At 43.5% G+C, this 12,662-nt stretch carries 10 protein-coding genes and 1 pseudogene; 5 read left to right on the top strand and 6 right to left on the bottom strand.

All coding sequences use genetic code 11. The features are described from left to right. Positions 1-144 precede the first annotated feature (144 nt). From B3R91_RS07575 to B3R91_RS07550, 6 genes are all read right to left on the bottom strand, one after another. Positions 145-1,131: a MetQ/NlpA family ABC transporter substrate-binding protein gene (locus tag B3R91_RS07575; protein ID WP_286797057.1), complete on the bottom strand. Its 987-nt coding sequence runs from the start codon at positions 1,129-1,131 to the stop codon at positions 145-147. Between the two features lie 269 nt (positions 1,132-1,400). Then, a complete protein-coding gene (locus tag B3R91_RS07570) occupies positions 1,401-2,087 on the bottom strand; it encodes a methionine ABC transporter permease (RefSeq protein ID WP_201589498.1) in 687 nt (228 codons plus the stop codon). Between the two features lie 17 nt (positions 2,088-2,104). Beyond that, positions 2,105-2,875, bottom strand: a complete 771-nt coding sequence (locus tag B3R91_RS07565; protein ID WP_286797055.1) for a methionine ABC transporter ATP-binding protein — start codon at positions 2,873-2,875, stop codon at positions 2,105-2,107. A gap of 197 nt (positions 2,876-3,072) precedes the next feature. Beyond that, positions 3,073-5,223 (bottom strand): sensor histidine kinase, encoded by a 2,151-nt coding sequence (locus B3R91_RS07560; RefSeq protein WP_286797053.1) that lies wholly within the window; start codon positions 5,221-5,223, stop codon positions 3,073-3,075. Between the two features lie 106 nt (positions 5,224-5,329). Beyond that, on the bottom strand, positions 5,330-6,052 hold the full coding sequence (locus B3R91_RS07555) for a response regulator transcription factor (protein WP_144296730.1): 723 nt from the start codon (positions 6,050-6,052) through the stop codon (positions 5,330-5,332). A 264-nt stretch (positions 6,053-6,316) separates the two neighbouring features. Beyond that, positions 6,317-7,621: an efflux RND transporter periplasmic adaptor subunit gene (locus tag B3R91_RS07550; protein ID WP_286797052.1), complete on the bottom strand. Its 1,305-nt coding sequence runs from the start codon at positions 7,619-7,621 to the stop codon at positions 6,317-6,319. Between the two features lie 777 nt (positions 7,622-8,398). On the opposite strand from B3R91_RS07550, the gene pilG reads away from it, so the two are divergent. The 5 genes and pseudogenes from pilG (at position 8,399) to B3R91_RS07525 (ending at position 12,650) form a co-directional block, all read left to right on the top strand. Next, a complete protein-coding gene (gene pilG, locus B3R91_RS07545; protein WP_045453505.1) occupies positions 8,399-8,776 on the top strand; it encodes a twitching motility response regulator PilG in 378 nt (125 codons plus the stop codon). 210 nt (positions 8,777-8,986) lie between these two features. Continuing rightward, entirely contained in the window at positions 8,987-9,349 is a 363-nt protein-coding gene (locus tag B3R91_RS07540) for a response regulator (protein ID WP_286797051.1), read from the top strand. 3 nt (positions 9,350-9,352) lie between these two features. Further along, complete coding sequence (locus B3R91_RS07535) at positions 9,353-9,883, top strand: chemotaxis protein CheW (protein WP_201589492.1); 531 nt, start codon at positions 9,353-9,355, stop codon at positions 9,881-9,883. Between the two features lie 581 nt (positions 9,884-10,464). Further along, positions 10,465-11,469: pseudogene (locus B3R91_RS07530) on the top strand (methyl-accepting chemotaxis protein); the annotation flags it as partial. A 182-nt stretch (positions 11,470-11,651) separates the two neighbouring features. Further along, a complete protein-coding gene (locus tag B3R91_RS07525) occupies positions 11,652-12,650 on the top strand; it encodes a CheR family methyltransferase (protein ID WP_286797049.1) in 999 nt (332 codons plus the stop codon). Positions 12,651-12,662: the final 12 nt, after the last annotated feature.

The following is a 12,662-nucleotide window of genomic DNA, read 5'->3' as shown; positions in this document are numbered from 1 at the left end:
TGCAAATATAGACAGTATATAGTGTTAGACACTACGCCAGCATGAATAATGTCCATTACACCGCTTTTTCAAATTAAGGCAGTTTTAACTGTGAAAACGTTTTATTTATTCGAATTAATCGTTTTATACAATGGTTAATATTAACTATTGAGCAGCAGCTTCGGCAACTGGTGCAGTATCTGTTGTAGGAGCAGGGGCTGCAGCAGCAGTAGCTGTGTTCTCACCCCAGATTTTTGGGTATTTGTAGCCTGGGAAGCTATCGTGAGCATACTTTTTAAAGGCGTCTGAGTTATAAGCGTTGGTCACGTCTTTGACCCATTTCTTATCTTTATCTGCCGTTTTGATGGCAGACCAGTTGACATAAGCGAAGCTTGGCTCTTGAAATAGCGCTTCAGTCAGCTTAATGCCCGCATCGGTTGCGTAGTTGCCATTGATAACAGCAAAGTCTACTTCATCACGCGCACGTGGCAGCTGCGCCGCTTCTAATTCAACAATTTTGATGTCGTATTTGCTATTATCAGCGATATCTGCTTTTGATGCGGTCAGAGGATCGATATTGTCTTTTAGGGTAATCCAGCCAAGCTCATCCATCATGACCAACGCGCGGGCGAAGTTACTTGGGTCATTAGGCGCAGAAACGCTCATGCCTTTGTAGGCTTCGTCAAGCTTGGTCTTTTTGCCAGTATAGATGCCAAGTGGCGCAGTTGGCACTTGGAAGACTTCCACCAAATCAAGATTGTTCTCTTTTTTAAAGGTATCAAGATAAGGCTTATGTTGGAAGATATTGATATCTAAATCGCCATCAGCCAAAGCAATGTTTGGACGTACATAATCGGTAAAGGTGACCAGCTCGACTTCATAGCCTTGCGCTTCCAATGAGCCCTTTACTTGGTTACGAACCATATCAGCAAAATCGCCTTCAGTGGTACCGATCACAATCTTGCTATGTTCAGGATCGATATCGTTGCCCGCTGCCGTTTCTGTGCCCACTGTTTCAGTAGCACCTTCAGTGACGGGCTCTTTGCTAGCTTCTGGTGCTGATGAGTTATTACAACCGACCAATACAAGGCCTGATACGCCAACGGTGGCCAATGCGGTCGCGAGTTGACGGCTGATATCTGTTAATTTCATGAAACTTCCTTAATAAGGGGGAGGGAATAGGGATTAAATGTCAACAGTAAAAATCCGCATTAAAAAAGCAACATTATGAATAGTAATGCTGCTAAGTTAAAGGCTGTTAAGATAGTATCAAAATTAAAGGGAATCAGTTACAAAGTCAAGCATTTGCTTAGGATGAATCGGCATTAAACCTTGAGTATTATTCATATTAAACAGTCTTTGCCTCTCAAAATAAAAGGTGAAATCACCATAATAGAGAGGGTAAAGACTAAATTTTTGGCTTAACGTTTATCCAAACGGGTGGCGATCCAATTACCAGACGCCTGAATACCGATAACCATAATCGATAGCATCACAACGATAAAGACCATCACCTCAGTTTGATAGCGATAATAACCGTAACGAATGGCCAAATCGCCCAAACCGCCGCCGCCAATCATACCCGCCGCCGCCGAAAACGACAGTAAGCTGATACATAAAATGGTCACAGACAGCACCAAGCCCGAGCGCGCTTCATTGAGCAATACTTTGATGATAGTCAAGGGGCGGGCGCCCATCGATTCCGTTGCTTCAATAATGCCGCGTGGTACTTCGCGCAGATTTTGCTCGACCAAGCGTGCGAAGTAAAAGGAACCGGCAATCGCCAGTACTAGTGACGCGGCAATCGGTCCAATACCCGTACCAACGATGGCTTTGGTAAAAGGACTCATGGCAATCATCAAAATCACAAACGGGAAGGCGCGCATAAAGTTGGTGATCGCACCAAGGACACCATACAAGGTTTTATTTTGCAAAAACTGCCGATCACTGGATAAAAATAAGAATACCCCAAACAGACCGCCGATGACGATGGCGACCGTTGTCGAAATACCCAGCATAATAAAGGTATCGACGAACGCTTGCATAATTTCTTTACGTAGCGCGAGCAGCTTGTCCAATGAGGCGGATAATTCAGCACCAGTTAACATGTCTATTCTCCTGCCTCTTAATCTTCATGAACCAAGCCTTTGCCAATCGGGGTCGTGGCCTGAATCAGGCCGTCGCGGATATCGGCAACCTCGAGCAACTGCCCTTGATGTAACAATGCAGCGCGGTCGCATAGCCTACGAATAACACTCATCTCATGGGTGACGATGACAATGGTGACGCCAAGCTGCTCATTAATATCACGCAGACAAGTCAATAAGCTGCGTGTGGTTGAAGGATCAAGCGCACTGGTCGGCTCATCAGCCAATAATACTTTTGGGCTAGGCGCGATCGCACGGGCGATACCGACACGCTGTTTTTGTCCGCCTGATAGCTGCGCAGGATAGTGCCCAGCACGGTCAGTCAAATCAACAATTTCTAAACAGTCCATCACCCGCTTATATATATCGGCGCGCGGATAACCTGCCACCGTTAAGTTAAAGGCGACATTATCATACACAGTACGGTTAGACATTAGGTTAAACTGCTGAAAAATCATACCGATATTGTGGCGGGCGATACGCAACTCACTGGCCGATAAGGTGGTCAAGTCGGTACCATCTATGATGACTTGACCGGAATCTGGGCGCTCAAGTAAATTAATCAGGCGCAATAAAGTAGACTTACCCGCGCCCGAATAACCCATTAAACCAAAGATTTCGCCTTGCTTTACCGTTAAAGACGTCGGCTCAACCGCAGTAAACCAATGTGGCTTGCCGTCTTTATCTTTTATAGACCGGTCGCCTAAAAAGCTTTTGGTCACATCGTTTAAGACAATCATGTCACTCATGGAATGCTCAAAATTTAATAAATATTTTAATGGTTATGAAGCGGTTGCAGGCTCTTTTGCCATTTGTGCGCAAATTAAAATCAACCTTCAATAACCCTATAATAAGGGGCGCTAATATAGCATATTATGCAGCGTTTTGGATATGGACATCCATGATTAACGGATAATCTTGGCTGTAGCTTGGTTAGCTGATGAGATCAGTGACGGCTGTCATGTTGATAATGAGGGTCGTGCTTGACGGGTAATACCACTAAAAATCGCGTATGACCATTGATGGTATCTGTAATGATACGGCCTTGGTGCGCCGTCACTATCTGGGCAACCAACGATAAACCAAGCCCCGAGCCTTTGTTTTTTTGCTGTAAGCGTACAAAGGGGCTAAAGACTTCTTCGCGTTTATTCTCAGGGATACCTTCGCCTTCATCAATCACCGCCAGCACCGCAAATTTTGGTAGCGGGCGTGTTGGCTCAGCTTTCGGCTTTTTGAGATGCTTACTAAATATGCCTTCTTTGCGGGTAGCGTTTGCCGTGTCGCCGTTTTCTTTATTACCGTTTTCTCTATTAGGATCTTTGGTGGCACTTTTGGCGTCATCCTTCTCAGTACTAACGTTTTTATCCGCTTCTTCTATCTGTTTATTGATAGTCTTGTCATCGATGTCGTTGATGGAAGTTTCTTGTTGTTCAGGAACCGCACGCCAAATAACTTTTTTAATTTTTTCTGTCAGATCAGTGGTAAAGCGCTGATAGGTAAGTAATAACGACGGCTCAACAAAGGTTTCGATCTCAGTGGTGCTACTTAGGTCATTGTTTCGCTCATTAGATGAGTCAATAGTTTTTGCAGTCGATGATTTATCAGTATCTGTGCTGTTATCACTATCAATATTGCCATTAATCTCAGCATCCACAGTGATGCTTTCACCATTTTTATAAATCACTGGCGCTGGTAATAACGCTGCGGTCGACGCTTCTTCTGTCGACGTTAAGGTTGAGGTGGCTTTATTGTCGCTAAGAACAACATTAACGTTAGGAACAGTGGCGTCATCAGCATTTTGCTGGGCGTTTTGATCAATTTCAAGCGCATGGTTACTATCAGGCGCTTCTTCGTCATAAGAATCAAAGTCTGAGCTGTTGTAATCGACAAAGCTGCTGCACAGTATGGTTTGCAAAAGGTAATCGGGAATAGCGTCGGCTTCATCCAGCGTTTGCACACCGTAAAGTAATACCGTAACGGGCGGCTTGCCGTGCAGCATAGCATTGGTCAAGAGATTACGTATTAAATGGGTCAGCATCGATGATTGACCATCGATAACGATATGCTCGCCAATCAAGGTTGCTTCAGGATAATGCTGGCGCTCTTGGTTTACTAAATCATATAAGTCTAAATGCTCAACTTGTTGTAGCGCGTGTCCAGCGTCTAAACGACTGACTAATAAAATGCTCTCGACCAAGTCGTTTAATCCGGACAAATCGCGATTGATGGCTTGGGCGCGCTTATCAAATTTTTCTTTGGTATCACTCGGCAAGGCCCCTGCCAGCATATCCATCATCTCAATCTGTAAGCGAATACGGGTGATGGGCGTACGCAGCTCATGCGAGGCGTGCGCCAATAGCAGATTATTGGCATTGATTAGGTGTTCAATTTTTTGTGCTGCTTGGTTAAAGCCGCGCGCAAGTGATGCAATCTCATCATTACCGCGGGCATTGACTCGCACCGTAAAGTCGCCGTCGCCCAATTGCGCCATTTGTTGGCTCATCTGATTGATACGCCAAGTAATGGTACGCGCAATCCACCAAAGTACCCCTGCCATGATAAGCAGCAGCAATAGCGTACCAGTAAATAAGTTTAGGGCGGCAGAGAGGACAGGTTTTTTAGGCGGCAAGCGTGATTCGTATAATAGCGTATAACCGGTGCTACTATAAACTTGGGCTTGCTTGGTTGGGGAGGTTTCGGCAAATGAGGGAAAGACGCGCGCTAATAGTGAGGGCGGCGCAGGCAATTCTAACGGCAAATCACTGTTGTCGCTTTGCATGAGCAAATGACCTTCATTGTCATATAGCCCCATTTTTGCTTGCAGTGATTCATCAAAAATATCAAAGCTTTTCTTGACCACCGCTAGCATAAAGCGCGCTTGTAAGCGGTTGTCTTTACTGACAGCAATATTTAGTTCATGCAAAAATGGGTCGACTTGACCCAAAATTTGCGTGGCTAAGATTTCTGAACGAATACCAGCGTCTTTGTCATGTACCAACTGGGTCAATAACACCATCGCTACCGCAAATAAAATAAGTGCCAGCATGACACTGGCAAATAGTTTGGCAAATACGGAACGAAAACCCAGTTGTTGCATTAAATCATCTCTATTATCAAATGCTCATAACCATTTTATTCATTTTATTTTAATAAGTTTATCGCAATACGGGCTTAATTTAATAGCGTTTGATTGCATGTGCTAACTATACCTGATCGGTAGCGAATTGATAACCCACACCGCGTACGGTAATGATACGTTTTGGCTGGCGCGGATTGTCTTCGATTAACGCACGCAAGCGCGAAATATGCACGTCAATGGCGCGATCAATGTTATCCGAGCTATCATCGTTTGGCATCGCTTGCCATAATTGCTCACGGTTTAATACTTTGCCCGAGTGGGTAGCAAAGTAATGCAGCAGCTGAAATTGATGCGTCGTCAAGCGGACTGGTTGATCATCGATAGTGACTTCATGACTGTCAGGGAAAACGCTTAAACGCCCAAAGGTTAAACTATCAGACTCACTGTCAGCTTGGTTTGGCTGTTCATGACGACGAATGACGGCACGAATACGCGCGAGCAGTTCGCGCGGCTCAAAGGGTTTGGCAATATAATCATCGGCGCCCATCTCTAAACCTAATACACGGTCTGTGGTGTCGCCTTTTGCCGTTAGCATAATAATCGGCACTTTATTGGTCATGTTGTTTTTGTTGCCACGTATCTTTTGGCAAACTTGCATGCCATCCATATCAGGCAGCATCAAATCTAATACCACCAAATCGATGTCACGCTCTTTAGCGTCTAACAAGTCCAAACCTTCTTGACCCAGCCCTGCATGATGTACATCATAATAGTTCATGGTCAGATAATCGCTGATTAATTCGGCTAAATCTGGATCGTCTTCAATTAATAAAATTTGCTTACTCATAATTTTTCCTCTAGTTGTTGTTATAGTTTGTTTAAAATGCTGTTTAAAAATACTGCTTTAAAAGTGCCTATCTACCAATGCTGTCTTTATAAATCTGTTTTTGTAAATAAGCACGCCCTAAATTTTCAATGCCCTTAACTCTTAGTTCATTCTCACTCAAAGCGTAATCCCTATTAGTTTACGCTATATTGCCTAAACAGGATGTTATTAAACAAGATAGGCTTTGTTAATGTTTCTACACAATGTAACTACGAGCTTTGGCGCTTATGAAACCACCGCCTTTTTACCTTCAGATTCCACCGGTAAATTCGCCAAACAAATCAAACTGTCATTGGTAATACCGGCAATTAAATACTGTTTGGTCAGCGGGTCATACTCGATGACTTCGACGGGCTGGCGCGTCAAACGCTGGTCTTGTTTGATAATCCAAACGTTAGCATGCAAAGGACGCAGCGGCTTATAAGGCGGTTTGTGCAGCACGGTTAGGTCAACATTGTGCAGCGCGCGCTTAGGAACAATGGTTCCAACTTCTATTTGTCCGTAGTCAACGCGCCCAGTCACCTGCATATCAGGTCGTATTTGGTTGCGACTGACTTCATTATCAACCACATTGACATAAACCAATAGCTGCTTTGGTAACTCAGTGACTGTCAGCTTACTGACCTGACCGGTAAATTTATCTATCAAGCCTTCCGCCGTGAAGTTAACCGTTTGTCCAACGGAGATTTGAGATTTGGCTTCAATTGGTAAGCTTGCGCTAAAATGCAGCTCCGTCCCGTCGCTAAGCTTTAGAAGAGGTTGACGCGGTGCTACTTGTTGGCCGCTTTCGACGTATAGCTTTTCGATATGACCTGCGAAGCTTGCCCGTACCGTTATCAAATTATTCGCCGTTTCTGTATGCTTAGAAGCTTGATTATTGTCTAAGTCGTGACGGCTTGCATTAGCAGAATTTTCTTTATCATCCTCACTATTTTTTTCTGTACTGGGTTTTATATTATCTGAATTCTTAACAGTGGAGTCTTTTGGCGCCGCTTGAGTACTGTTGATGGCAGACGGTTTTGGTTCAGTGGCCGCACCTTTATTATCTGCTACTTCATCTTCTACTTCTAAGGAAGTTGCTACTTCATCATCGGCTTGTTCAGATGACTCTGTTGAGTCAATAGGCCCTGCTTGCCGTCGAACGGTGAATAATGGTGCGCCTTTTTCGACCCGTTGATTTATTTTCACCCACACCTGCTCTACCGTCAGTGCTTGGGCAGCAATTAGGTTTACCTGTTTGATAGGCTCAATCTCACCTTCTAAGCCAAGGCTAGGCTGATAACGGGTTGGTTTGACGCTTAGGATATGATCAGGGGTCATCGTAATGCTATCAGCACGTATGAGTAGAGGTGTATCAAAGGCCTCGCTATTTTCAGCTGTGACAGGTTCTGACGTAGGCGGGGAGGGCTGGCAGGCGATAAGCAGCGCCGCGCCCAAAAGATACGCACTCTTTTTTAATGGGCTAGAAGCTAAAAGTATGGTGCTTGAAAATTTAGCCTTCAAGCGCCTTAAATCTATAAAACCTGTCATAGCGATCACCCTTGTCAACGAATTTTTATTATATAGGGAATTATGAGGCGGTGAAATGATTACTCTTATTTACTGATTTTGAAAGACGAATTTCAGCGTATCTAGGTATCCCCCGATAGATCACACGTAAAAACAAATAGTTGATGATAAGCATAGTTAATGAGAAGAATTTGGCTAGAGTGATGAATTTACAGTTATTTATTTGAACATAAATTCATTAAATGACTGGAAAAGCGCTCATAACTGTGCTAAAACGAACATAATAAAATATATTGATACATTTTTATGACAAAAGAGAATTATTCAGTAAGGTACGCGTTGTTTCTATATAATGTCTAGAATCTTAGCGTATTGACTATGGTGCACGTTTATATTTAAAAAGAGCTATTTTAAAAAAGCATTAACAGGTACTTAGGAAGCAGGAAGTTTGAAAAGTAAGCATTTGCAGCCATGACTAGATGGTACGTCTGCGCAAGCTAGTATTACTATCATAAAGCGTCAAAAAGACTTAAAATACCGCGCAAATTGCTAAGATAATTGGCCCTAAAGTGCGTATAGTGACGAATGATAACGCGCTATTAACCATGCTTAGCGAATAAGTAGATACTTAGCGTAAAAACTTAGCTATTTATTTTTATACGAAATATACCATTGGTCTAATTAAGATGACGGCTTATTTCCTTGTATTCGTCACCCAGCTTGACTTAGTATCTTAGTGTGATCGTTCATATTCATAAATAGTACCCCGAATAAATAGTCGTTTATAGGACAGAGATAATGGAAAATAACTTTGATGGTTTAAAAGTAATGGTAATCGATGACTCAAAAACCATTCGCCGTACCGCAGAAACTTTATTGCAAAAAGCGGGTTGTGAAGTCGTCACCGCCATTGACGGTTTTGATGCCTTAGCGAAGATTGTTGATAACAATCCAGATATCATTTTTGTAGATATCATGATGCCACGTTTAGATGGTTATCAGACTTGTGCTTTGATAAAAAATAATCCAGATTATGCGAGCAAACCGGTGATTATGTTGTCATCGAAAGATGGCTTGTTTGATAAAGCCCGCGGCCGCATTGTTGGTTCTGATGAGTATTTGACCAAACCATTTAGTAAAGATGAGCTTTTTGAGGCGATTAACCAGTATCGTTAAATAATCAGTAACGTTAATAGTAGCGCGTCAAAAACCTGCTATAAAAAATAGATTATAAGCTCGGTTATTTAGGTTAACAGTGAGTGCTTGCTGCTTAATTTTTATCTTGATGTAAATCATATTGGCATTCAATCAATGCGATTTATTTTTTAATCGGTTTGTTTTAACAATATATCCTAATGGATATCATCGAAAATAAAGGAAACACCTATGACTACTGTTTTAGTCATTGACGACTCGCCATCTGAGATGGCGAAATTTCGCGACATGCTTTCTAAAAATAACTTTCAAGTATTAGAAGCGAGCAATGGAGAGCAGGGCTGTCAGATGGCCGCCGACCACCTACCAGACGTCATCTTGATGGACGTGGTGATGCCTGAGATGAATGGTTTTCAGGCAACCCGCAAAATTACGCGCGGTAAAACGACTGCTCATATCCCTATTATTATGATCAGTACTAAAAATCAAGAAACAGATCGAGTATGGGGCAAGCGTCAAGGCGCTAAAGAATATATCACCAAACCGATTAATGAAAGTGGTTTGGTCCAGATAATTCGTAAAGTAATGGGGTAGCTTGTGGCATCCAGAGGATTTATTGAGCTGCTGCGTATAGCAGACTTAGCACGCGCGCGCAAAAGTGGTCGCCGCGGCGGCAAGGAGTTTGATTGGCAAGGCGTGGTATTTGAAATTGGCGGTCAGCGTTTGGTGGCACCAATGGGTCAAGTATCAGAAGTATTGTCCATGCCAGAATATACCAGCTTACCTTTAGTAAAGCCTTGGATGCTCGGCATCGCCAACATCCGCGGGCGCTTGTTGCCGTTAACCGATTTGTCGCGGTTTTTACAAGTACCTAGCCGATTGACGCAAATGAGCCAGCGTAAGGTCATTGTCATAGATCACGATAATGTGTTTTCAGGACTGCTGGTCGATCAGGTGCTGGGTATTGAGCAGTTTACCCAAGACCAATATCGAGCAGAAGCGCTTGAACCGAGCTCGCCATTTGCGCCTTATAACCACGGTAAGTTTGTCAAAGATGAGCAAGATTGGTATGTATTTATGCCAAGCTTACTGGCACAGGACTTGCAATATACCGATGCTGCCATCTAGTGGCTGTGAGTAACTAGTAATTAGCTGTTTTTTCTAAATATTGATTTTTGGTAAATACATCAACCTTAATAAACACTTCGATTATTAACGGGGTGTTTATTAAAGCAAGAAAAGAACAAAGGCTGACATGGTTTGATGAGATGTCAGCATTCATACAGGCTTTGTGAATCACTGTTGTTTTGATGGCAATATGATTTCAGAGTCAGTCACGATACGACTTTGACGATTGTTTGAAAGGAATAGGCACGATGAGTGATGTTATAAACAACCCTGTAGCTGGTACGAATAAAACAACGACAGATGCTAATAGTAAATGGAAGCTGTTATTAGGGCTTTGTGCTTTAGTGAGCGTGGCTTGTCTGTTTTGGCTGGTCAATTCATTGTCGTCGGTCAGTCAATATTTAAGTAATTTTAATCAATCAGTCATCTTACCGGTGATTGTTTTTGTGGTAGGTGTACTGGGCGTTTTATTCGCTTTATACCAATTACTCAAACAACGTGGCGGCTCAGAGCGTTTATTGATTGAAAAAGAAACCTTACGCCGTCGTCAAGAAGCAGAAGCGGAGTCTGAGCGCGCGCGCCAAATTCAAGAAGAGAACGAGCGTAACCAGATTGCAATTTTGCGTCTACTAGATGAGTTGGGCGATTTGGCAGATGGTGACTTAACAGTAAACGCGACGGTATCGGAAGATTTTACTGGTGCGATTGCTGACTCTGTGAACTTCGCAATTGACCAATTACGCCAATTAGTACTGGTTATTAACAGTACTGCTGAGCGTGTCTCGCAGTCCTCAGAGCAAACGCAGATGAATGCAGTTGAGCTTGCTGAAGCTTCAGAGCACCAAGCACAAGAAATTGCTGGCGTATCTGCGGCGATTAATGAGATGACAGTCTCGATTGACCAAGTGTCAAATAACGCTTCAGAATCGGCGACGGTTGCACAGCGTTCGGTTGCCATTGCTTATAACGGCGCGGAAGTTGTACAGCGCTCGATAGAAGGTATGAACGTGATTCGCGATCAGATTCAAGAAACCTCAAAACGTATCAAGCGTCTCGGTGAGTCTTCGCAAGAGATTGGTGATATCGTTGGTCTAATTAACGATATTGCTGACCAAACCAACGTCTTGGCATTGAATGCTGCGATTCAGGCATCGATGGCAGGGGAAGCAGGTCGAGGCTTTGCGGTTGTTGCCGATGAGGTTCAGCGTCTTGCTGAGCGTTCAGCAAACGCAACCAAACAGATCGAAACGCTGGTAAAAACCATTCAGGCCGACACCAGTGAAGCAGTGATGTCAATGGAATCAACAACTTCTGAAGTAGTACGTGGTGCCCGTTTGGCAAAAGATGCGGGTGAAGCACTAGAAGAGGTGCAAACGGTTTCAAATACCTTGGCGGACCTGATTCAAAACATCTCTAACGCCGCGCTACAACAGGCCGAGTCTGCAGGTCATATTTCGCATACCATGAATATTATTCAAGATATTACTTCGCAAACCTCGTCTGGTTCGATGGCAACAGCGCGCTCTATTGGCGAGCTGAGCGAAATGGCGGCGGCACTGCAAGAGTCGGTCACCGGCTTTAAGATCTCTAATGATGACGAGCAGTTGGAGCAAGAGCTTAGCGAAGATGAGTATTTAGAAGTTGATGAAAGTGTTTCGGCGAGCATGTAATTTCTAGTTATCAGCTTATGACTGTGATATTGAAATATTAACCAAGCAGTTGCTCTACTCGTTTTTTCTTTTGAGCAACACTATTAATAGCAGGTCACGTGAATAATCATACTCAAAAAGACAGTCTGATGATAAATAAAGCTGACGCTTTGGTAGCCGAGGCTTTGTGGGATGATGTTGCTTTTGATACTGAGCAATGGCAACGCTATATAGAACAAGAGATTGGTTTTATATTGCCAAATGTTCAACGTAAATGGTTGGTCAACGCCGTCAGCCAAACGGCACTGGGCTATGGTTTGAGCATCATACAATTATGGCATCAGTTGCCGATTAATCATGAGCTGCGCCAGCAATTGTTAGATAAAGTGCTCATTCATGAAAGCCGCTTTTTTCGCCATTTGCCCTCTATAGAGTTTATCACTGATTACGCCTTGCGGTGGCAACGAGAGCAGCTAATAGCTGCTAGTACGAGCTGCAATGCTAATGATAGCAGCGCTAGTATTGATGCCAGCAGTCCTGATGATTTATTCCGTATCTGGAGCGTCGGCTGTGCCAGTGGGCAAGAAACTTGGTCGCTGGCCATGAGTTTGGCCGCAAAGCAGCTGACCAATTACCGTATATTAGGGACTGATGTCAGTCAGCAAGCTTTAAAAAAAGCACGTTTAGGTCAGTATGATAATAAGCAACTGGCTTTGATTCCGCAAGATTGCCAGCAATTTATTCAACCATTGCGGCCAGCAAGTATCGTTGAAGAATTACGTTTTATGCCTGTGTCTATGCAAAAAAATACAGAGAAAAACGCTCGTACCCACTGGCAGGTGATGCCAACGCTAAAACAGCATGTACGCTTTGCTTTACACAACATTATCGACAAAAAACCGCCAACGCCGCATTTACAACAAGTCATTGTCTGCCAAAACATGCTGCTTTATTTTCGTAAGTTTGATCAGCGCGATATATTAGCGCGGTTATCAGAGCAGTGCGCAGTAGGCGGTTATATTATATTGGCTCCAGGTGAGGCGTTATTTTGGCGTCCTTCAAACATGCGCCGTATTGCGCACCCACAGATTAACGCCTGGCAAAAAACCAGTGCCTAAATTAGCGCCTAG

This window comes from Psychrobacter sp. UBA6291 (assembly GCF_002439405.1).
Lineage (GTDB): Bacteria > Pseudomonadota > Gammaproteobacteria > Pseudomonadales > Moraxellaceae > Psychrobacter > Psychrobacter faecalis.
Note: the sequence above shows the minus strand (reverse complement) of the source record. Positions and strands in the feature narration are given on the sequence as shown.

Bases quoted from the DNA above. Each gene is read 5' to 3' on its own strand.
- B3R91_RS07565 (WP_286797055.1), bottom strand. From the start codon at position 2,875: ATGAGTGACATGATTGTCTTAAACGATGTGACCAAAAGCTTTTTAGGC.
- B3R91_RS07560 (WP_286797053.1), bottom strand. From the start codon at position 5,223: ATGCAACAACTGGGTTTTCGTTCCGTATTTGCCAAACTATTTGCCAGT.
- B3R91_RS07540 (WP_286797051.1), top strand. From the start codon at position 8,987: ATGACTACTGTTTTAGTCATTGACGACTCGCCATCTGAGATGGCGAAA.
- B3R91_RS07570 (WP_201589498.1), bottom strand. From the start codon at position 2,087: ATGTTAACTGGTGCTGAATTATCCGCCTCATTGGACAAGCTGCTCGCG.
- pilG (WP_045453505.1), top strand. From the start codon at position 8,399: ATGGAAAATAACTTTGATGGTTTAAAAGTAATGGTAATCGATGACTCA.
- B3R91_RS07555 (WP_144296730.1), bottom strand. From the start codon at position 6,052: ATGAGTAAGCAAATTTTATTAATTGAAGACGATCCAGATTTAGCCGAA.
- B3R91_RS07575 (WP_286797057.1), bottom strand. From the start codon at position 1,131: ATGAAATTAACAGATATCAGCCGTCAACTCGCGACCGCATTGGCCACC.
- B3R91_RS07550 (WP_286797052.1), bottom strand. From the start codon at position 7,621: ATGACAGGTTTTATAGATTTAAGGCGCTTGAAGGCTAAATTTTCAAGC.